This window comes from bacterium (assembly GCA_021371935.1).
Taxonomy (GTDB): Bacteria; Armatimonadota; UBA5829; order UBA5829; family UBA5829; genus UBA5829.
The window spans coordinates 117,536-140,070 of the sequence record JAJFVF010000010.1 but is presented as its reverse complement, the minus strand read 5'-3'; the positions used below and the strand labels follow the sequence as shown (position 1 = coordinate 140,070).

Below are 22,535 nucleotides of genomic sequence, written 5' to 3'. Positions count from 1 at the left end.
AGATGAAAGCAAGGTATCTGGATTCCCGCTTTCGCGGGAATGACACAGGCTTGGTTTGACATCCTGTTTATATCGGGCGTAGAATTTCCCATTGTTATATGGAGGCTCCTCTTGATATTAACCATAACTCCCAACACGGCAATTGACAAAACGTATAAAGTGGAAGGTTTCGGGCTGGATAGGGTCCACAGACCAAGTGCGAGCCGGACAGTTGCGGGTGGCAAAGGGATAAACGTTGTTCGAGTGCTCAAGACAGTCGGCCATGAGGGGATTGCGACCGGTTTTGTCGGTGGTGCGACGGGTGAAGCAATCATGCGCCTGATCAGCCAGGAGGGACTGCGTCACGATTTTGTGCATGTGCAGGATGAGTCCAGGCTCTGCATAGCAGTCGTAGACCCGAAGAACGGCACCCAGACGGAGATTAACGAAAACGGTCCCCTCATCACCAAAGATGAAGTCGAGCTGATGCTTGAGAAGATTACAAGCCTTGTCTGCGGATGCGAGTTTGTCGCGATGTGCGGAAGCTGTCCGCCGGGAGTGCCGGACGATTTCTATGGCAAGATAATTCGGATCGCCAAAAATGCCGGCGTGAAGGCTGTGCTCGATGCGAGCAATTCTCATCTGAAAGAGGCAATCAAGTCCGCTCCGTTTATGGTAAAGCCCAATGTCACCGAGCTTTCGCAGATCGCAGGAAGGGAACTGCTGACACTTGAGGAGATCGTGAGAGCGGCGAAAAGCCTGAAGCAGTTCGGCGTGAGCATTACCGCCGTGACGATGGGTCGCAGCGGCGCAATTGTCACGGATGGGGTGCAGGTATGGAAGGCCGTTCCGCCGGAAATTCAATTTGCAAGTGCTGTAGGTTCGGGTGACGCGTTTTTGGCTATGTTTATGGCTGCGATTACTCAGGGGAAAACACTGCCGGATGCACTCGTCTCTGCGACGGCGGCAGGTGCTGCAAATGCGACTACATACGGTGCGGGATTTTGCTCGCTTGAGTCTATAACGGAGATCAAAAAGGGCGTAACCCTCACCAATATCACATAATAATAAGAAATACTCAATCCAAAATCCTCAATATAAAATGGTATGGGGGTGGTTTGAGCCTGGTGGCTCGCACGGTCTTCAAAATCGCTGTGAGGGCTGAATAAGTCCTCGGGTGGGTTCGATTCCCACACACCCCCGCCAAAACTCGATGGCTGCAAAAATCCCGAATACCATGCTCCATATATATTGCTTGAAGTTCACATTTATGATATACTCTTTATGGTCGTCGGGGTGTGGCTCAGCTTGGTAGAGCGCTCGGTTCGGGACTGAGAGGTCGGAGGTTCAAATCCTCTCACCCCGACCATTAACTACAAACTCTTGTCCTCACGGTGTATCCACTTACGTTTCTACATTCCCAGTGCTAACGCAACTATGCTTCGTGGATTGATATAATATTGTCGGTAACCTTTAACGATGTCCGGCGTCATTAAGTCAAAGACACCGGAGGTGGGCAATGCACACGGACGACTATCTGACAGTGAGTGCTGTCCTGAATGGCGATAAAGACGGCTATGGGAAACTCGTAGACAAATACAAGAAGATGGTCTACGGTATCGCATGGAGTCATCTTGGTGATGTCGACCTTTCTGAAGATGCTGCCCAAGAGACATTCGTTAAGGCATATACCTACCTTGGCACGCTCCGTGAACCCGACAAATTTGCGGGCTGGCTGGCAAGGATTGCTCGCAACGTATGCGGTTCACTGGGACGTGGGATAAAGCGTGAGAATGCCTTCCACAAGAAATGGGCTGTGATTGAATCCACTGAGGCCGTACCGCAAGAAGAGGATCGCGAGTCTCTATCACAGCAACTCTGGGATTCGTTCGCCAAATTGCCGGCTATCCACCGCGAGGCATTGACTCTCTTCTATGTTGAAGGCAAGAGTATAGCTGAGGCCTCGGCGACACTGGGAATAGCAGAGCAGACCTTGCGCACGAGACTACACCGGGCAAGAATAGCTCTGCGCACTCAGCTTGAACAGATGCTTGAGGAATCGTTGGGTGACCTGCAGCCGAGTAAGAATTTCACTCGCTCCGTGATCGTTCTGCTTCCGATGACTCCCAAGGGCGCAATTGGAGCAGGCGGCGCGCTTGCCGCGCTCGGTAAGCTGTCTGCGAGCATTTCATTCTCATTGTGGATATCAGTGGCTTCGATGCTGCCGGTATTAGGTCTATATGCAATGTTTTCCAAGCTGGATGAGGCCGGCCTTGAGGACAAACCTGAGAACCGGCCAATCAAGGCGTTTATCAGACGCGGCTACGTGAAAGCTATGGCCGTGATGTTCGTATATTTCGTGGTCGTCTTCCCCTTGATTTGGCTGTCTATTATACACCGACAAGAAAACACCCTATACGCAATGATCCAGGTCGTCAGTCTGCTGTGGGCTTATATGACCTGGCGAGCATTCAAACCTCTTCGAGTAAACACGAGCTTAGCGGTGATTGGAGGGGCGCTCGGAGTTGCGATCATCTTCATTGCAATTGTCGCGTTTGCTTTCTTCCATGCGTCGCCCTACCTGTTTTTTATAGCATCACTGCTAGCCAGCATAATAGCCTACTTCACCAATCAGAAACTGCCCCAAAGAGTCGGCTTCAATCTGTTCACGGGCAGCGCACTGGGCATCTTCGGGGACTTCGAGGACGATCAATCGCTGGGACACAGGCTGACCAGGACGGAACTGCTTTCGTTTGCGAAGTTTCTGGGCGGAGTCTGGCTGGTGAATGACTACAGATGGCGCGGTGACGGAATTACACTATTCGCCGGCGGTTCCAAGAGGGTCATAATCACCTGGGACGGCGCTTGCACCGCGACGATGAGCGCCAAAGATCTGAAGTTCACCCGGCAACTACTCATTGGTCGCAGCGTTGAAGCAGCCGAACTGCAAGACAATGCGTGTCGAGTGGTTCGATATGCCTTGAACTGCTTTCTCCGAGGCGATTTGGAGGCCATGCGTAGAGTTCTCTCTCTTGACGAAGCCCCATCGGCCCAGAGCTTAACCACCGCCAGACACAACCGCGTCAAGTCTCTTGTAGGAGTCATCCTCGGAATTTCAACTCTCGCGATGTTTCTCGTGATACCGCTTTTTGAGCCATCTGAGAAAGAGAAAGAACTTCATCATGTGGCGGGCGCATACTACATTCTGATCGTACCGGCGGTAGGCTTCCTGGTAGCGATAATTGTCATGACAATCACCTTGCGCAGAACCCGTCGCCAAAACCGCTCGATACATCACTGATCATTGTGCGCATCAAAATATTTGAAGAGTATTTCTGATGTAGTTAAATTTGCACCGGGCGAGTGTGTTGTCCATGCTCTCGCCCGGTATTGTCATGGTGTTGGAGCACGAAAGACTCCGGGGAGACGAAAATCTTCTCACTCCAACAACCTGAGCTAAATAGAGCTGTTTACGCGCATCTACTACTTACGCCGCTGCTCTCCTTTCATCCAATTTGCCTATGCACTTGGAAATACTCTGTGTTTCATCTGTCATAAGCACTTTATCCAGATCAAGTAAAACCACAAGGCGGCTTTCATGCTGACCCACGCCGCGCAAAAAATCTGAGCTTACTGACGACATAACCGGAGGAGGCGCCTGGATCGCTTCCATGGGCAGCCTCAGCGTCTCAACTACTGCATCCACAGTCACACCGATCATTTGGCCATCAACCTCAACAACTACTATCCTGGCAGCCTTTGTATGTTCACCTGCAGGCAGTCCGAAGCGTCTCCTTAAGTTAATCACGGGAATGATACTGCCCCTCAGATTTATCACACCGTCTACGAAATCAGGCACTCTGGGGATTGTAGTGATTCCCTGCATTCTGATAATGGTGCTGACCGACCCTATAGCAATTCCATAGCATTCGCCGCCCAACTCGAACACAACCACCTGCTCACATTTGTCGATGGCTGCCATTTGTGTCTCACCAGTCATTCTGTCGACCTCCTCTATGCAGCCTTACGATGCGCCGTCTGAGCAACGCGACTGGATATGTCATGCACACTGCCGGGACGGATGTCGTCATCAAGCTTAAAATGCGAGACCAGTTCTTGCAATTGACCGGCCATATCGGCCAGTTCCTCGGCTGATGCGTTTAGCTCTTCTGCAGCTGCATTCTGTTCCTCTGTCGTGGCAGAAACTTCTTCCGTGGCAGCAGCATTCTGCTCGCTCAAAGCGGCTACTTGCTCAATCTGGTGGCAGACCTCAGTCGACGAGGCGCTCATCTCCTGGGCGGCGGCAGTGGTCTGCTGGGTAACGGACGAAACATTTTCTATGGATCTCACAACATCAGCGCTTGAGCTGCTCACGTGCTGTGCATTGGCCGATATTTGATGAATCTCACCGACAATACCCTCGATGGAACTCTGAATATTCTTTAGTGCTTCGCCTGCGCGATTTGCAAGCTCTGTGCCGTCTGATACTTCCTGGCTGCCATGGTTCATCGCTTCAACAGCAGATTTTGTCATCTCCTGAATATCGCCGATGAGATCGGCAATCTCGCCGGTGGCCTTTGATGACCTCTCTGCCAGTTTTCTGACTTCATCGGCAACCACGGCAAAGCCTTTGCCATGCTCGCCTGCCCGGGCTGCTTCAATGGCCGCGTTCAGAGCCAGCAGGTTTGTCTGCTCAGCAATATCGTCAATAGTCTCAACTATCGCGCCAATCTGCTGCGAACTCTCGCCGAGCTTGATGACCATTTCAGCAACCCTGTCGGTTGCCTGCTTGATCCTGTGCATACCGTCGACAGCTTCGATCACCTCTTTGCCGCCATCAGCAGCAACCTCGCTGACTCGCTGGCCATTGACCGCGGAATCCTGTGACAGCTTTGCAACGTCTTCGATAGAAGAACTGATCTGCTGGATAAGCGCGACCGTATTCTCAACTTGCCTTGCCTGAGCCTGGGCACCAGAAGCGACTTCGTCTATTGCTCGACTGAGCTGTTCCATGGCAAGTGAACTGGATTGAGCCGTCTTGGACTGTTCCTGGCTGCCTGCGGCCACCTGGCCGATCGTGTCGCCGATCTGCTGTGTTCCCTGAGTGACCTCTTTTGAAGCGCCTGAGAGTTCCTGTGAAGATGCACTCACCGTCTCGGCACTCTGCCTTACATCATGTACAACGCTGCGCAGGTTCTCGATCATCCTGCGAAAGCTCGTGCACAATGACCCAATTTCATCTTTGGATTTGCTCTCAATATTGATCGTGAGGTCACCGTTAGCGACTTTCTCTGCTGCAGCGGCGATATCGACAACAGGACGGGAGATGACTGTCGACATAAACCACCCTAGCCCGACTGCAACCGACACACCCGCGATCATCAGCAATACTACAATTGTAAACACATTCTTTGCAGTGGAGGTATTGGAAACGGATGTCTGGTTCGCCTGAGAGACTTTCATTTTCAGCATTGCATCGATGGCGTCCTGCTCGGCTTTGGTCGAGGCAGCCGCAGGACCACGTAGGATGGCGATGGCTTCCGAATCTCTGCCCTGAAGAGCAAGTTCAATTATCCGGTCTCTTAAGGGGGCAAACTCTTGACGGGATTGTTTGAAATGCTCAAAATTATCTCGCATCTTATCAGTGATGATTGTCTTCTCATACTCATCACTGGCTTTTTTAATCTCGGCTGTGAGTTCGCGTATATTGCTAATATGCTGCTTGCGCTCTTCAAGCGTCCGTGTCATCATCATATTTCGCAAGTTGATATGGACTTCATAAAAACCAACTGCGATATCGCTGAGTTGAGATATCGGTACGGTCATTCGCTCGTACATCGTTTTGTCTGCGTCGGCTACTTTTCTTATGCCTGATACACCCACAAGCCCTATAGTACCGGCAATTACGGCTACAAAGATAAAGCCGCACAACAATTTGGTCCTGATCTTGAGGTCATAAAACCACATATTTTGTCTCTCCTACTGATAATGCACAGATGCTCATCTATTGCACACCATTGCATAGTTTTAGCTGCCAAGCTTTATCTTCGGACTTGGTAATTGATAATTGCTTAACGGCATTCCGTGAATTTGTATTTAAAAAACAGTTATCAACATAGTAAAATAACTCCGGCAGACCCACAATAACACTAGCTTGGTGCAGGAAGCTCCAAGTTGCAACGCAGTATCCATCAAATTGTCAACAGCAGTAGCTGGGGTTGGGATTGTGCATACAGGGATTACCACCTTCGTCATTGACGAACACCCGATAATAGGTTGGGCATTGAACGAATATCTATCACGACACACTGACATCACTGTGCTGGGTAATGCTCCATCCGCAGATGAGGCAATGGCTATAATAAGGCAAAAAAGACCACATGTGGTGATAATGGGCGCATCCCAGCCGGACATTAAATGCGTTCAGGCAGTCTCCAGTATTGTACGTATGGGCACCCAGGTGGTGGCATTTTGCGATGTTATTAAGAAGGAGATGATTGACGCGCTCGTTGCAGCGGGAGGAATCGGATTTGTACCAAAAACTTCCACAATAGATGACTTGATAAAAGCTATAGAATCTGCCGCGCAAAAAAAGAGATGGGTTTCTCCATTATTGCGAAAAAATATCTCTGTCGAACCGGACCCAACCGCACACGCAGCACTTACAAACAGAGAGCGTGAAATTGTTGTGCTGGTCGCTCAAGGACTCAGCAGCAAACAGATTGCCGACAAGCTGTTCATCAGTGTCAATACGGTAGAAAGCCACAGAAAGCGAATATTCAAGAAGCTCGATATGCATACTTGCGCACAGTTGGTTCGTTACGCAGTCAAAGAAGGGTTGATGTTGGAAAGTTAACCAAAAACCCTGCTTGCATACGCCGCCGATCAACGCTATCATTTACATCATGATGCCTGAGAGCAAGATAGCGCCCATAGCAATTTGCTTCGCACTGGGGATTGCCGCTGCGGCCAATATGCACCCCATCGTGTGGGCATCATCAGCCTGTTTTGTTTTGCTGGGTTTTCGCGCATTTGCAAAGAAATCACTGCACGACACTGCGTTGATCTGCGCGATTGTTTTCATTATAGGTGCTGCTTACTACTGCATAAACAGCCGCGTACCGGCAGATGATATATCCAACTACGCATTCCGTGCGAGAGCTTTTGAATGTGTGGTCGCATCTGACCCCGAGGACAATGGAGAACGAACACGCTTGATCTGCCGCGTGAACAGAATGCAATTGCGCGACAGGTGGCAAGGCGCAGGCGGACGCATCATGCTTAATCTATACCCCGACAAAGATGGACGATCTTCCAAACTGGAATACGGTGACCGCATCAGAGTCAACACCACAGTCTACCCGCCCAGAGACCCGACAAACCCGGGACAGTTTTCATGGCGGCAGTATCTGGCAAGACAAAACATTTACGCATGCGCTTATGCCAATCACTCACAGCTTGAAATGCTCAAGGGGGCATCAGGATATATATGGATGTCGGCGGCACTCAAGGCAAAGCACTATATCGTGAAAAGCATTTACCGGATCACACCCAGGCGCGAAGCATCGGTGATTGCGGGCATGGTGCTCGGGACATATTCATACCTGCCGCGCGAAACGCTCGCCAACTTCGGCAAAACAGGCACGCTGCATCTGCTTGCGGCATCCGGGTTTAACTGCTACATAATCCTGCTGATTGCAACGCCACTGCTCAGGCGCATTCGGGTAATACCCAAAGGGCGCAACGTAATAATTATCATGCTGGTAATTGCATATTTGCTGATGGTAGGGCCGAAACCGTCACTGGTCCGCGCATCACTGATAGCGATATTGTATATGCTTGCGCCTCTGTTCAATAAGATACCTTCCGCCAGAGACCTATTCTTTGTGACCGGGATTATAGTGCTGGCTATCAATCCATTCTATCTCTTCGATGTGGGCTTTCAGCTCTCGTTTCTTGCCGTATGGGCACTGATATCTATCGCTCCAGTGGTCGAGTCGCTGCTTGCACGTGCCGGATTAGTTTTCGGAAAAAATACACCCACTCAGAAAACCAACCTCGACCGGCTAAAGGCAGTGCCGCTCGAAATAGCAAGCGCAGGCATCGCCACGCTGAGCGTCACGGTCTTTACTGCGCCGGTGATTGCATATTATTTCAACTACTTCTCACTGGTCTCGCTGCCCGCCAATATGGCGCTGGCTCTGGGAGTTCCATTAGTATTTGGAGCCGGAATGCTGGCACCCATTGCCGCGCCGATCCCCGTTATCGGAGTGATTGTCGGGTGGTCCGGCACGATTGTGACAAAGGCAATGCTGGCTGTGGTCGACTATCTCGGGGCATGGGAGCACAGTTCCGTGGCAGTCTCATCACCGGGGCTGCTTGCAATTGTGGGATATTATCTGCTGCTGCAAGCACTGGTCAGTTATGTGAGGAACGATATTGCGAACTGATAGAAGACTCCTGGTAATTGCAGCCGCCGCGCTGGCTGCAATAGGCATATGGACGAGCGCTCTACTGCCTGGTGGAAAAACACTCGACCTCACCGTGATGGACGTAGGCGAAGGGCTATGTGTGGTCATGCGCACGCCGTCGAACAGGGTAATGGTGATGGACTGCGGGACCAGCAGTTGGCGCAAAAACGACACCGTAGGCGAAAGTGTGGTAGTGCCTTACCTGCATAGGATGGGCAAAAACACTATAGACTTGGCCGTGCTCAGCCACCCGCACTCGGATCATGTCAGCGGATATGCGGGGCTGCTCGAAGCTGTGCCGGCCAAGGTTGTTATGGACATAGAAGCAAGGCATGCATCACCATTATACAAACGCTTCATCAAACGGGTGAAGCTAAGTAACGCGACTTACAGGATCGCAAAGCGTGGGCAGAATATCGAAATGGGCGACGGCGTGAGCATCCATGTGCTCAGCCCAAATCCCAAGATGCATTACTCCGACCTCAACAATAACTCAATCGTGCTCAGAATCGTATATGGCAAGACAGCGATTCTGCTGGCTGCCGACGCTGAAGATGAAGCCGAACAGGATATCCTCGAGTCGGGGATACCCGTCCGCGCGCAGGTATTGCAGGTCGGCCATCATGGCGCGAAAGCTGCATCATCCACACAGTGGCTCAATGCAGTTAGACCCGCGATAGCCATAATCTCCTGCGGACGGCATAACAACTACGGTCACCCATCCTCAGAAGCCGTTGAAAGACTCGAATCATCTGGAGCGCGTGTATATCGCACGGACAGATGCGGAGCAGTCACTATCACCTCCGACGGACGCACAATACGCGCAAAAACTTGCTCGACCAGCCGGTAACTTTGCGTAATTTAACGCATATTGCCTTGTCTTGAAGCCCTCAACAGCCATAATTACCATGAAGACGCACTGGCAATACTAGAGGAGACTGTCTTAATGGAACTTGTCGACATCTCAAAAATCGCACCTGCGGCCGATCAGCCGAGGAAATCATTCGACCAGGGCACACTGCTTGAACTGGCGATGTCCATTCGAGAACGTGGAGTGCTCGAACCAATAGTAGTTCGTCCTGTGGGACAGGATAAATATGAAATAGTAATGGGCGAACGCCGCTGGCGGGCATCGCAGCTGGCCGGCCTTACTCAAATACCGGCTGTGATACGCGAACTCAATGACGAAGACGCCAGCACTGACGCTCTGCTGGAAAATTTCCAGCGTGAAGACCTTAACCCCGTCGAACGAGCCAGGGCTATCAAGAAACTGCTGGAGTTTATGCCGTGGGAGAAGTGTTTGAAGACACTCGGTGTTGCCGATTCTACCATGCGCAGATATCTTGACTTGCTTGAGCTTCCCGAGCCGATCCTCGATGAACTGCTGACCAAGCCCAAAGACAATGAAGGTGAGTTCCTGGAAGGGCATGCCTATGCCCTAAAGCAGCTCAATGACAATCAGAAAGTGCAGATCAGGCTCGCCAAGAAAGTAAGAGCCGAACGGCTGTCCGTAGATGAACTCAAAAAGATAATCGGCGCCATCGCGGAAGTACCCTCCAAGACTGAAGCTTTTTTGCGCGTGCCTCTCAACGTTACGGAAGAAATATTGCGAAGCATTGCGCGGCAGGAAAGAAAGAAAGCCGCATATCGGCCAAAGACTGCTCAGTCTCATCTTAAGCTTATGCAAAAAGCCTGCACAGGTGTGCTCGATCTGCTCGATGACCGCGTGTCGCAATATCTCTCGCCAACCGAAATGAACCAGATGCTCAGCGCCACAGCAGACCTCGCCGAGCAGCTTATGAAGTTTAACAAGACCATGCGCGATACTCTGCAAAAGACAGACCACCAGTTCAAGGAAGTCTATATCCACTGTCCGCTCTGCGGCAGAATAGAGCTGGTCGGCAGCCTGCGCTGCAGTGTCTGCTGGAGCGTGCTCAGAAGATGCCTTGACTGCGAAAACTACGATCAGAGCTATCAGAAGTGCTCAAAGACCGGATATGCCGTCTTTATGTCGGATGCGGAAAGTCCGGACGAGCAGTCGCATTCGTATAAGTGCGAGGATTACATCCCCAGGATCGATGTGGAAGCAGCAGCTTAAAATTTTGTAATTGATATTTTATATTGATTATTTGAAAGCGTACGTTGGAAGACCGGCGTACGCTTTCTTGCCGATTCCACCTCGCCACCCATTGAAACATACGCTTAACTCTTGTGTAACGGCGTCGAAACATCAAATGACCTATACTATTTTATAGAATAGGGCGTATTGGTCAACATTAAAGGCACTGGACATGACAATAGATCAAATATATAATGGTTCAGGTGGAGCAATAAAGCTCCTTAAAATGACCATGCCCAGAATTCTTGTTCTAGGAAAAAATGAACGCGACCTCTCGCCCGTTGCCGCCTCGGTAGCGGGATTGAGTCATTTCGTTACGTCAGCATGGGACTTGGACTCACTCTCGGACGCCGTCGCAAACGGCAGCCCTGAGATCGTGATACTGGACATGCGTAATAGCGAAAATGCTCTTGCACATTCAAAGGACCTTGTGGCCAACTATGACCAGGTGGCTGAAGCGCCCAGACTGGCTGTGGTCGAGAACATCGACGCCAGAGAACTGCAATCGAAATATCTGGACGATTTCATTCTTTATCCTTATGAAGCATCTGAGCTTGCGCTGAGAATTGCGCGATTGCTCGCGAAGGGTCAAAGTGCAAAAGAAGGCAAGCAAATCACCGCCGACGGCCTCGTTATCGACACGGAGAGCTTTGAAGTGACTGTCGATGGCCGGCAGCTTGCATTGACTTTCAAAGAATTCGAGCTTTTACGCTTCCTGGCGGCCCACCCGGGACGTGTCCATACACGTGAAGCGCTTTTGAACCAGGTTTGGGGATATGAATATTTCGGCGGACTGCGCACTGTTGATGTTCACGTCAGGCGCATACGTGCAAAACTCGGGATAAAACACGATAACCTTATCCAGACAGTGCATGGAGTCGGGTATAAGTTCGTTACTTAAGGGGGCAGCGCCCTCACCCCAACCCTCTCCCCGTGGAAAGGGAGTCGGTATGGTTGGTATATCTAACCTCTAACATCTTACTTCTAACATCTATTTCCAAGGGAGGCATAGACATGGCCGACAGAGGTAAAGAATGGGTTTTGAAAGCATGCCAAGACAAGGATGTCGAATTTATCAGGCTGTGGTTCACGGACATTCTTGGCCAGATGAAGAGCTTTGCGATCACGATCGAGGAGCTTGAAGGCGCACTCGACGAGGGCATGGGCTTCGATGGATCATCCATCACTGGCTATCAGGACATCCAGGAAAGCGACATGATCGCACTGCCTGACCCCTCCACATTTACTCTGCTGCCGTGGCGGCCGTCGGACAAATCGGTCGCAAAGATGTTCTGCGATGTTATGACGCCGGACGGCGAACCATATGCTGGAGACCCTCGCTTCATACTCAAAAAAGCGATGAAAAAAGCTGCCGATATGGGCTTTTCGTTCTATGTCGGACCGGAGCTTGAATACTTTTATTTCAAGAACAATAACGGGACCGAAATACTAGATGAAGGCGGCTACTTCGATCTTACACCACTGGACGTGGCATCGTCTCTCAGACGAGACACCATACTTGTGCTCAAGGAGATGGGAATCGGGGTCGAATACAGTCACCATGAAGTCGCTCCAAGCCAGCATGAGATCGACCTTCGATATGCGGATGCCCTGACTATGGCTGACTCAGCGATGACCTACAGGCTGGTGGTCAAAGAGATCGCGCACGAGCATGGCGTCTACGCAACATTCATGCCCAAGCCGATTTTCGGCACCAATGGAAACGGAATGCATACCCATCAGTCGCTCTTTACCGGCGGCAACAATGCATTCTTCGATGAAAGCGACCCCAATCATCTCTCAGATATCGCAAAGAGTTATATTGCCGGTCTGCTCAAACACGCAAAGGAAATATCGCTGATTCTGGCTCAGTGGGTCAACTCATACAAACGTCTCGTGCCGGGATATGAAGCGCCGGTCTATATCGCATGGTCGCAGAGAAACAGGTCCGCACTGGTCCGAGTGCCTTTGTATAAACCGGGCAAGGAAGTGGCAACTCGCGCCGAACTCAGGTGCCCTGATCCCGCATGCAACCCTTATCTGGCTTTTGCAGTAATGCTTGCCGCCGGGCTTAAGGGTATCGAGGGCAAATATGAACTTCCACAAGAGATGACCGATAACCTCTACGAGCTTACAGAAGAGGAACGCAAAGAGCGAGGTATTGAGAGCCTGCCGGGCAGCCTCGGAGAGGCTATCGCAGCAGCCGAAAACAGCGAACTGGTAAGAGAGACACTCGGTGACCACGCATTCGAGCGGTTGATCTGGAACAAAAAGCAGGAATGGGACGAGTTCAAGGTGCAAGTGACGCCGTGGGAGTTGAATAAGTATCTACCGATACTTTAAGAGTGGAAGGCTAAAAGTGGAAAGCATTCCTAATGCAGCGCGTCATTCCGAGCTTTAATCCGAAAATTGCATTAGTTCTGTTTCGGACGCGATCAAATATCGCGTCCGAACAATAACAATGTATGGTCCTATATCGGACATTGCATCTGAACAGTAATTTATCAACTTTTGGGCTTGATGATCTTGTAATACTGGATGCAGCCGGACAGGAAGTGCTGGACTGTGTCGATTCGGATTGTGGTGTTGGCGAAACTCTTTGTAACGCCCCCCAGCGCATGCCGCGGGTTCGGCAGGTACCCGGATGACTCCTTCCGATACTGCAGCTGCATCTGGTAGCGCACAGCCGATTGCAGAGACTTCTTGATCGCGTCCGCATCATTCTTCGAGCCATAATCTCTCATCATTGCATATGCTGCGCAAAGACCCTCCACGGCAGTAATATTAGACACCAGCTTGCCCCTTAGTAGACCAATCTCATCAGGATGGTCGGATTTTGTCGTCTGGCTGACAATCTCAGCACGAACGAGTCTGCGTGCACAGCTCATATATTCAGACTTCGGCTTGACGCGATAGAGTTCGTTCAGAGCGTAGAGAAACCACTGGTCATTGGGCAGATCGTCGTCCTTCACCTTGGCATAACCGGCTATTATGTTTTTTGCGGCCTTTTGTGCGGATGTGATCCAATGTGACTGTTTGTCGACCTTGGCGATGCGCATAAGAGCAAAAGTCGCTTCGCCCGGATAATAACTGCATGTATCGGGCAGAGCCTTTTGCGACGGCACACAGACCTTGTGCACGAACTCGCCCGAATCGTTCTCGCACATCTCGATCCATCTGCCGAGCTTTATAATGGTCGGCACATAGCGGCGATCCTTGGTGACCATAGTATACTCGGCCAGCGCAAGTGCCGCCAAAGCATTACAGCCCAGCGAGGTGGAGTCCGATTTGTCGGCAAGATACAGAGCATTGCCGGAGGACTTTTTCAGACGCATCAGGTAATCGATCGCACTGCGGATGGGAACAAGCAGACTGCGGTCACCTGTGACCCCGTAGACCTCGCACATTGCATATATGGTCCCGGCGTGTCGGACATAGTTATACGCCTTGTCGGTCTTATCGCTGCCCGCCATATAGTTGTATGTGAAACGGCCATTGGGATCGAGCGACCATTTCAAGTAGTCACCTCCCGCTTTTACCGCTTGAAGCAAATTAGATGACGTGACCTGAACATTTGCCGTATGGCCGCGATAAAGCGGCATTACATTCCTGCCGTCGGTGTAGAGACTGTCGGTTGTGAATGTATAGGCAATTTTCATCAGATCGATTGTATGCGATGAAATGTCATAAATCTTAAGGCCATGCCGTTCTATGAGGAATGCTACTTTATCCCATTTGACATCGCCATCATCGCGCACGCACCCATCCGCAATAAGTTCATCGGCAAGCACAGCTACAGCCTGCTGACTGCCTGTCGCCAAGCCATTCAGCCCCGGCTCAAGCGGCACGAGTTTGTTGTCCAGCATGCGCGCCGATCGCACAATATCCAACCTGACACCGCTCCATTTTTTGGGCGCATCAGGCTGAGATGCTATCCTTGTCAGGGCGCAGTTGATCGCACTCGACAAACCCAATCCTTCACCACGAAAGATTTGTGCGCGCGATTTGCCGTCAAAGAGGGACACAAATACAATGCGCTTGCCCATGTCAGTTGAGACGGCATCGGGAAATTTACTGTTGGATACTTTTGAACCCGAAAGGAGACATTCGCTCAATATCTTCATGATGGATGCCTGGTCCTGGCCGGATAGGCTAAGCGGAGCGGCAATGTCTCCAAACCAGATGCTGGATTGCGAGGCTTGGTCTTGCGCAAATGCATAAGGCGTGAGAAACAACAGTATAACAAGGATGTAAAGCGCAGTTTTTCTCATAAATATGGGGTCAGATTCAAGACCCTGACCCTGTCAGCATATCACATATTTCTCTTTTTGGCTATGACTTGCCTGGATACCAGACATTGGTATCACGTTCGAGAATAAAAGCCTCAAAACTCAGCCACTTCGCGTGACCATCGATATATGATGCGGCAGTTCCACTAAGATGGATATCGCTGGGCTGATTTGCCTCGCCATTACCCCCGATACCCCAATAGAAACAGCCATCATCAATAAACTTGCGACCTTCATGAATCAGTAACAATACCTTGCTTGGGCGTGTCATCGCGTCGATCACAGGAGGGGTCTCGACCCAATTGTAACCGATTTTCCAGTTCATTGAATATGACAGTGGGTAGTCTTTCAGCGCAGTTTTTGTGTCGACTAAAGTGACATTTCTCGGTGCAATGCCCGCATCCGAAGGACATTTGTATACGTTGATATTTTTTAAATACTTATAGAGCGAGCCTCTGTCAGGGTAAACACGGTTTGTACTACCATACTCACAGCCGCACCAATCGTGAACCCCAGCATCCAGCCAACCATAATAGGAACATGGAAGTCTGCCCGCATTATCATCAGCATACATCCTCATCCCACTGGACAGAGTCTTCAAATTGAATATGCAGGTTGTCAGACGACCTTTTTCTTTGGCGTTTGTCAATACTGGAAACAAGATTGCAGCAAGTACAGCGATTATTGCAATTACCACAAGTAACTCGATTAACGTAAACCCCAAGCGCAGCCTCTTTTGCACTGCCATAATAACCCACCTCTTTTCGCATTCATGCCATCTGTTTCGCTGATCTTCGCTAACTCAAACGAATCCTTATGCATTCCCACCACACACGTGCAGTTTATCCTGAGTCCACCACTCTGTCAATATTAGTCTGCTCCAAGATATGCGAACATCCAGATCGTTGTGATAGACAAATTTGTCTTAATTGCCTCGATCTCCTGGCGCTGATGGAACAACTGAGTTATACTATAGCAAATGATAACAGTTTAGGTCTCGCTATTGTGGAATTCGGCATCCTACCAATATTTTGGCCGACATTACTTGCAGGAGAGCAAAGCTGATTATGAAGACGGAAAATAGCATTCATAAAAAATCATACAAAGAAATGCTATTTCGAGAAGGCGATCTGCCTGTTCGGATATCGTGGAGCACACTCCCTCCAATAGCGCATTATCACTCCGAACTTGAGGTCTCCATTACGCTTAGGGGCCATGGCAGGTACTTTGTGAAAGACACCGTATATGAACTCTATCCGGGTTCCGGGCTTATTGTTCATGGGCAAGATATCCACTATGGTTTTCCGATAGAAAAAGGCGGACTACTTCGAGCGGTGCTCATGTTCTCACCCGCATTATTGGAATCAAGGCCTGCCGCATTGAAAAAGCTTGAAGAACTTACCGGGCTGACGACATTTACACTTAGCTCCACTGAAACGAACAATATCGAACTGCTGATTAGGAACATTGAAGATGAAAAAGCCGGCAAGAGAGACGGATGGAAAGATATCATCTGCAGTGAGCTTGAACGCTTCCTGCTGACTATCGGCCGAGCAGCACTTGAAAGCTCTGAGAAAGTAAAAGTCCCAAACTCTATCATTAAAGATGTTATATACTACCTCAACAACACCTACGCAAAAAAACAATCCGTTGCAGATATAGCCAAAGAATGCTGCATCTCACAATCTACACTCAGAAGAGCATTCAGACAAGAGACCGGACTCGGAGTTAAGGAATTTATTATCCAAATACGCATCAATGCAGCAAAGAAACTGCTTGAAGATTCGGACACAAAAGTTGCCGCAGTTGCTTATTCAGTAGGATATGACAGCCTTTCAGCTTTTAACAGAGAGTTCAGACTTGTAACAGGTATCAGCCCATCAGACTATCGACGATCGACACGATAATACTCCACGACACATTACAGCAGCAGCATGTAATATGCTATTTGATGACCTCTTTTCGACACATTTTGGCCGGTTTTCGGTAGCGCTCAACTAATTGCCTTTGGCATACTGAATTCAGGTTCTTGAGAATATGGAGGCATGATTTGTCCAAACCAACAGCGCTAACTGACAACAAGGTCATCACATCAAACCATGAGGATATGTTTCGCTGGCCCATAATCAGCAGTGAAGATGAGGAGGCCGTGCTTGATGTACTCAGACATGCGGCTATGTCCGGCACGGATATCACGGCTCAATTTGAATGCGAGTTTGCGGCGTGGCAAAAAACTAAATATGCCCTGGGCACTAACAACGGAACTTCTGCGATTTTGTCTGCGATGTTCGGCTGCGGTATCAGCGCAGGTGATGAAGTAATTTGCCCGTCGATCACATATTGGGCCTCATGCCTGCCATGCTTCAATCTCGGCGCAACCCCTGTATTCGCTGATATCGATCCGCATACACTCTGCATCGACCCGGCGGATATAGAAAACAGAATTTCGGATTGCACCAAAGCAATCGTGGTCGTCCACTATGTCGGATACCCATGCGATATGGACCCGATAATGGAAATTGCACACAAATATGATTTGAAAGTTATCGAAGATGTCTCGCATGCTCAGGGTGGCTTATATAAAGGTAAAAAGCTGGGCACTATTGGTGATGTCGGCGCAATGTCTCTGATGAGCGCAAAAGCATTTGCAGTTGGCGAAGCAGGGATGTTGGTGACCGATGACCTGGAAATCTACGAGAGGGCTGTCGCATTCGGCCACTATGAAAAATTCAATTCGCAGATACAGACACCATATCTGAAGCCGTTTGCCGGGCTTCCGCTGGGAGGTTATAAGTTTCGTATGCATCAGATGAGTTCGGCAGTCGGACGTGTGCAGCTCAAGTATTATGACCAGCGCATAGCCGAGATACAAAAAGCCATGAACTACTTCTGGGACCAGCTCGATGGCCTGCCTGGCATAAGAGCGCATCGCACCGACCCAGGATCGAATTCCACAATGGGCGGCTGGTATTTCCCACATGGGCTGTATATGCCCGAAGAACTGGACGGACTCTCCATTACGCGGTTTTGTATGGCATTGCAGGAAGAAGGCTGCGAAATGTGCAGCCCGGGCTGCAATCTGCCGCTGCATCTGCATCCGCTTTTCAATACTTGCGATGTATACGGCCATGGCAAACCTACCCGCATCGCATACACCATCAGGGACATCAGACAAGGTGCTGGAAGTCTGCAGATAAGCGAAGGTATCGGCAAACGGACATTTGCCGTGCCATGGTTCAAACATTATAAGCCTGAAATTATTGACGAATATGTGGAGGCTTTCAGAAAGACATTGTCTAACTATAAGACATTGCTTGCTGATGATTGCGGTGACCCCGAGCAATTGGGTAACTGGCACTTCTTTAGTCCGCATTATTCACGAGGAATTTGAATAATGCTCTCGGAGACCCTGATGATGAAGAAAGCGCATAATCAGAGTTAGGCACTCGACATAAACGGAGGAAAGATGCAAAAAGCCGTATATAATTTCGGAATAATCGGAGCAGGTAATGTCGCAAAGCTGCATGCTGAGGCAATCGGCGCAATCGAACGCTGCAAATTGATCGGGGTTACGGCAATTCCGTTCGACGCCGCCGAGTCCTTCGCCCAGGAATATAACGCAAAGGCTTATCAGAACATAGACGAGATTGCATCCGACCCGGATATTGATGTTGTAACACTCTGCACTCCATCGGGTCTGCACGCCAAACAGGCAATAACGCTGCTCGAGTCGGGCAAGCATGTTATAGTCGAAAAGCCGCTTGCCATCTCCATCGAAGATGCGGATAAAGTTATAAATACTGCAGACCAAATGGGTGTGAAGCTGGGTGTTGTCTCACAAAGACGCTATGACCCTGCCATTGCCGCCATAAAGTCTGCAGTCGATAATGGTCTGTTCGGAAGACTGATCCTGCTCAACGGTCATGTGCACTATTATAGAAAGCCCGAATATTACTCATCCAGTGATTGGCGAGGGACTTGGAGCATGGACGGCGGCGGCGCACTGATGAACCAGGGCATTCATGCGGTCGACCTGATAAGATGGATCGGCGGGCCGGTCAAAAGCATTTGCGCAAATGCGCGGACGCTCCACCACGATATCGAAGTGGAAGACACGCTTGTGGCCTCGCTGGAATTTGAAAATGGTACGCTGGGCACTCTCCAATCAACAACATGCGCATATCCGGGTCTGCATGTACGCCTGGAAGTTTTGGGTGATGCCGGAACGGCTGTCATTGAAGACAGTGATATAGTATACTGGAAGACGAAAGATGAAGCGCCCTGCCCCGCCCTGTCCAAAAACAGTTCAATCGGCAGTGGGTCATATAACCCCATGGCCTTTTCGGCTGCGGGACATATAGCTCAGTTCAAAGACTTTATCAACGCAATCGATGAAGACAGGAAACCGGCTATCGACGGGGTCGAAGGACGCAGGGCTGTCGAGATCGTGCTTGGAGCATACGCGTCCAGCCGGACGGGCAAACCACTAAGTTTACCTCTCAAAATAGATACAGCCTGCAGGAGTTCAAACCTATAAGCAATTTACGCTATATAAATCGCACTTCTCAGCATAAAATCCGTATGTGTTAAAGTGCAATCCCTAATACAAGTTTATGGGCGTAGTTTACTTAGCATCTTATTTCTAATCTTCTAACATCCAATTTGGGGGTAGTGTTTTGTCGAATAAAGTAAGAGTAGCAATAATTGGTCTGGATACCACCCACAGCCTCGCGTTCTCCGGGAGCATGAATGATCCTGAATGCCCTGATGAGCGCAAAATTGTTGGGATGAAAGCGGTCAGTTGTCTGAGATTCTCCACACCGTTTCAGAGTGAAGAGGGTCTGAACGAGAGACAGCAGCAGTTGGAATCTTGGGGTGTGCCGGTCACACTCGATTTTGATGAGGCCGTAGCTGACTGCGACGCGATCATGCTTGAAATTAACGATCCTGCATATCATCTTGAATATTTCAATCGAGCAGCAGAACTTGGCAAGCCTATGTTTTTAGACAAACCCCTTGCCGACACAATCGAGAACGGCAGAAAAATCCATGATCTGGCTGTCTACAAAAAACTAAAAGTCTTCTCCGCATCTTCGCTCAGGTTCGTCAGTGAACTCCAGGATGCTGCCGGTCAGATACCTGAGCCCAAAATGGTCTGGACATATGGCCCACTCGGCGAGGCTCCGGCAGGCAGTTCCATTATCTGGTACGGCGTCCATGCCTTCGAGATGCTCCAGAGAGCCATAGGCAGCGGCGCAGTAAGTGTTCAGTCTGCCAATACATCGACCGGTGTGGTCTGCACGGTGGATTATGATGATGGACGCCGGGGAGTGGTCGAACTGACAAAAGGCTATTGGACCTATGGCGGGTGTCTGCGAGATAAAGAGCATGCAGTCTCATACACGGTGGATATGTCCAAATCATATACCTCGTTATTGCAAAAAGTTCAGGCGTTCTTCAATGGAACCGAGCAGCCGGCAACTATGGACGATGCGCTCGAAATTATGGCGCTTCTGGATGCAGCAGAGAAGTCGTCACAGTCGAATAAACCGGAAAAGGTTGTGCGCGGATAAAATGACGGGCAGAGAACTGATAATCAAGTGCCTTAATTTTGAGGGACCAGAGCGGTGTCCCTGCTGTTTGCCGGAACCATATGTGAGTGACTTGTGCATTCTTGGCATCACTGATGACCCAGATTGGAAGCCATGGCGAACATGGGAGTGCGAAGGCTATATGCAGTGGGAAGACGAGTGGCACAACGTCTGGAAATGCCTGCCGAACACTAAACAGGGCGAAGTCGTAGAAGGCGTTATTAAGGACTGGTCCGACCTGGACAGCTATGTAATGCCTCGTCTGGATTTGCCTCTTCGGTATGAATGCGCAAAAGATATCTTCGCACAAAACTCTGATAAGTATAGACTGGGAACGTTGAAAGGGTTCCCATTTGCTATCATGCGTTATATGCGCAGGATTGAGGAGTTTCTGGCGGACGTGCTGCTTTACCCTGATAAAGTAAATGCTCTGCAGCGCAAGATAGTCGACCTGCTCAAGGGCTGCATGACGCAGTGGTCAAAAGCAGGCGCGGACGGTGTGTTCTTCTACGAAGACTGGGGAACTCAAGAGAGGCTACTGGTCTCACCCAAGCTCTGGCATGAGATGTTTGAGTGGGGATTTAGAGAACTGGTGGACCATGCAGACAGCCTGGGGCTTACCGTATGGATGCACTCCTGCGGATATATAAAGGATATCATCCCAACTCTTTCAGATATAGGCATTAAGGTGCTTCAGCTTCAACAGCCCACACTCTCGGGGTTGGATTTCCTGGCAGAAACTTGCAAGGGCAAGACCACAATCTGGTCACCCGTGGATATTCAGCGTGACCTGCCGACTGGCGATGAACAACATATCCGTGAAAAAGCACGCGAACTCATAGACAAGCTCGGGTCGAATGGCGGTGGGTTCATATGTGGATATTATAGTGATGTGCGCTCGCTGGGCGTCGAGCCTGAATGGCAGGAGTGGGCACACGATGAGTTCACGAAATACGCTGGTTCGGTTCGCCGCCAAAAGGCAGTTCGATAATATTCATACACAATGTGTTCAGCATATTTGTGGTTGAAAAGGACAGTAATGAACAATGAATGATGTAAGGTTCGGCATAATCGGATGTGGGGTGATTGCGCCATGTCATACATACGGCATAGAAAACTCCGAAGGCGCAAGGCTTGTCGCTGTCTGTGACGTCGTAAAGGAAAAAGCCAAAGCCATCTCTGAAGAGAACGGCAGCCCTAAGGTTTATACAAACTACAAAAAGCTGCTTGCCGATCCCGAGGTGGACGCAGTGTGTATATGCACGCCGTCCGGGCTGCATGCAAAGATAGGGATAGATGCCGCAAAAGCAGGCAAGCATGTATTGTCCGAAAAGCCCATCGACATTACGCTCAAAAATATAGATGCTCTGATAGATGCCTGCCATAAGGCAAATGTAAAGCTCGGCGGCATTTTCCAGAGAAGAACATCCGAAAACTGGATCAAAGTGAGAAACGCAGTGCGCGGCGGCAAACTCGGAAAGATGGTGCTCGGCGACGCATACATCAAATATTATCGAAGTCAGGAATATTACGATTCGGGTGACTGGCGCGGCACATGGAAACTTGACGGCGGCGGAGCATTGATGAACCAGGGCGTCCACTGCATCGACCTGCTCAACTGGATAATGGGTCCAATCGAAAGTATCTATGCGCATGCAGCGCCGCTTGTGCGCAATATAGAGGTAGAAGACACGGCTGTTGCGGCAGTTAAGTTCAAAAACGGCGCGTTCGGCGTAATCGAATGCACCACTTCTGTGAACCCTGGGCTCAACCATAGAATGGAATTTCATGGTGAAAACGGCAGCATACGCATCGAGGGAGAACAGATTATTGACTGGAATGTCCCTGATGATGGAAAGCCGGAAAATGTTGACGACACTAAAGACACGGCTGCGTCGGACCCGACAAATATTGGGAAAGAGGGTCACCGAATCCTGATACAAGACTTTGTCCAAGCAATACAAGACGACCGCGACCCAATGGTTACAGGCCAAGAGGCCAGAAAAGCAGTTGAACTGATCTTGGCGATCTATAAATCATCTAGAACAGGCAAGCCCATAACGCTGCCATTGAAGTAGGATCCGGT

The 22,535-nt window shown here is 49.9% G+C and carries 18 protein-coding genes and 2 tRNA genes; 16 read left to right on the top strand and 4 right to left on the bottom strand.

Features of this window, described 5'->3' with window-relative positions; translation table 11 throughout:
* Positions 1-111: 111 nt before the first annotated feature.
* The 4 genes from pfkB (at position 112) to LLG46_08250 (ending at position 3,280) form a co-directional block, all read left to right on the top strand.
* Complete coding sequence (gene pfkB / locus LLG46_08265) at positions 112-1,044, top strand: 1-phosphofructokinase (protein MCE5323294.1); 933 nt, start codon at positions 112-114, stop codon at positions 1,042-1,044.
* A gap of 44 nt (positions 1,045-1,088) precedes the next feature.
* A tRNA-Sec gene (locus LLG46_08260) sits at positions 1,089-1,185 on the top strand.
* A gap of 86 nt (positions 1,186-1,271) precedes the next feature.
* A tRNA-Pro gene (locus tag LLG46_08255) sits at positions 1,272-1,348 on the top strand.
* A 150-nt stretch (positions 1,349-1,498) separates the two neighbouring features.
* Positions 1,499-3,280 carry a sigma-70 family RNA polymerase sigma factor gene (locus LLG46_08250; GenBank protein MCE5323293.1) on the top strand — a complete coding sequence of 594 codons (1,782 nt, stop codon included), beginning with the start codon at positions 1,499-1,501 and terminating at the stop codon, positions 3,278-3,280.
* Between the two features lie 186 nt (positions 3,281-3,466).
* Here LLG46_08250 and LLG46_08245 read toward each other — a convergent pair whose 3' ends face one another.
* Both LLG46_08245 and LLG46_08240 read right to left on the bottom strand, forming a co-directional pair.
* Positions 3,467-3,979, bottom strand: a complete 513-nt coding sequence (locus LLG46_08245) for a chemotaxis protein CheW (protein ID MCE5323292.1) — start codon at positions 3,977-3,979, stop codon at positions 3,467-3,469.
* Positions 3,980-3,993: 14 nt separating this feature from the next.
* Entirely contained in the window at positions 3,994-5,946 is a 1,953-nt protein-coding gene (locus LLG46_08240) for a methyl-accepting chemotaxis protein (GenBank protein MCE5323291.1), read from the bottom strand.
* Between the two features lie 229 nt (positions 5,947-6,175).
* Between LLG46_08240 and LLG46_08235 the strand changes: the two genes are divergently transcribed.
* The 6 genes from LLG46_08235 (at position 6,176) to LLG46_08210 (ending at position 12,912) form a co-directional block, all read left to right on the top strand.
* Positions 6,176-6,835 (top strand): response regulator transcription factor, encoded by a 660-nt coding sequence (locus tag LLG46_08235; protein ID MCE5323290.1) that lies wholly within the window; start codon positions 6,176-6,178, stop codon positions 6,833-6,835.
* A gap of 49 nt (positions 6,836-6,884) precedes the next feature.
* On the top strand, positions 6,885-8,429 hold the full coding sequence (locus LLG46_08230) for a ComEC family competence protein (GenBank protein MCE5323289.1): 1,545 nt from the start codon (positions 6,885-6,887) through the stop codon (positions 8,427-8,429).
* Positions 8,419-9,300, top strand: coding sequence for an MBL fold metallo-hydrolase (locus LLG46_08225; protein MCE5323288.1), 882 nt, complete (start codon positions 8,419-8,421; stop codon positions 9,298-9,300). The genes LLG46_08230 and LLG46_08225 overlap by 11 nt, the downstream gene beginning before the upstream one ends.
* Before the next feature lie 96 nt (positions 9,301-9,396).
* Positions 9,397-10,548 carry a ParB/RepB/Spo0J family partition protein gene (locus LLG46_08220; GenBank protein ID MCE5323287.1) on the top strand — a complete coding sequence of 384 codons (1,152 nt, stop codon included), beginning with the start codon at positions 9,397-9,399 and terminating at the stop codon, positions 10,546-10,548.
* 193 nt (positions 10,549-10,741) lie between these two features.
* The gene (locus LLG46_08215; GenBank protein MCE5323286.1) at positions 10,742-11,470 is read left to right on the top strand and encodes a response regulator transcription factor; all 729 of its coding nucleotides are present in this window, start codon (positions 10,742-10,744) and stop codon (positions 11,468-11,470) included.
* 113 nt (positions 11,471-11,583) lie between these two features.
* Complete coding sequence (locus LLG46_08210) at positions 11,584-12,912, top strand: glutamine synthetase family protein (protein ID MCE5323285.1); 1,329 nt, start codon at positions 11,584-11,586, stop codon at positions 12,910-12,912.
* 161 nt (positions 12,913-13,073) lie between these two features.
* On the opposite strand, the gene LLG46_08205 is transcribed toward LLG46_08210, so the two are convergent.
* A complete protein-coding gene (locus LLG46_08205) occupies positions 13,074-14,840 on the bottom strand; it encodes a hypothetical protein (GenBank protein MCE5323284.1) in 1,767 nt (588 codons plus the stop codon).
* Positions 14,841-14,901: 61 nt separating this feature from the next.
* Positions 14,902-15,606, bottom strand: a complete 705-nt coding sequence (locus LLG46_08200; protein MCE5323283.1) for a prepilin-type N-terminal cleavage/methylation domain-containing protein — start codon at positions 15,604-15,606, stop codon at positions 14,902-14,904.
* 319 nt (positions 15,607-15,925) lie between these two features.
* Between LLG46_08200 and LLG46_08195 the strand changes: the two genes are divergently transcribed.
* The 6 genes from LLG46_08195 (at position 15,926) to LLG46_08170 (ending at position 22,527) form a co-directional block, all read left to right on the top strand.
* The gene (locus tag LLG46_08195; protein ID MCE5323282.1) at positions 15,926-16,765 is read left to right on the top strand and encodes an AraC family transcriptional regulator; all 840 of its coding nucleotides are present in this window, start codon (positions 15,926-15,928) and stop codon (positions 16,763-16,765) included.
* Between the two features lie 143 nt (positions 16,766-16,908).
* Complete coding sequence (locus LLG46_08190) at positions 16,909-18,249, top strand: DegT/DnrJ/EryC1/StrS family aminotransferase (GenBank protein MCE5323281.1); 1,341 nt, start codon at positions 16,909-16,911, stop codon at positions 18,247-18,249.
* 75 nt (positions 18,250-18,324) lie between these two features.
* A complete protein-coding gene (locus tag LLG46_08185; protein MCE5323280.1) occupies positions 18,325-19,395 on the top strand; it encodes a Gfo/Idh/MocA family oxidoreductase in 1,071 nt (356 codons plus the stop codon).
* Between the two features lie 139 nt (positions 19,396-19,534).
* Positions 19,535-20,431, top strand: a complete 897-nt coding sequence (locus tag LLG46_08180; GenBank protein MCE5323279.1) for a Gfo/Idh/MocA family oxidoreductase — start codon at positions 19,535-19,537, stop codon at positions 20,429-20,431.
* 67 nt (positions 20,432-20,498) lie between these two features.
* Entirely contained in the window at positions 20,499-21,440 is a 942-nt protein-coding gene (locus LLG46_08175) for a hypothetical protein (protein MCE5323278.1), read from the top strand.
* Between the two features lie 55 nt (positions 21,441-21,495).
* Positions 21,496-22,527 carry a Gfo/Idh/MocA family oxidoreductase gene (locus LLG46_08170; protein MCE5323277.1) on the top strand — a complete coding sequence of 344 codons (1,032 nt, stop codon included), beginning with the start codon at positions 21,496-21,498 and terminating at the stop codon, positions 22,525-22,527.
* Positions 22,528-22,535 lie beyond the last annotated feature (8 nt).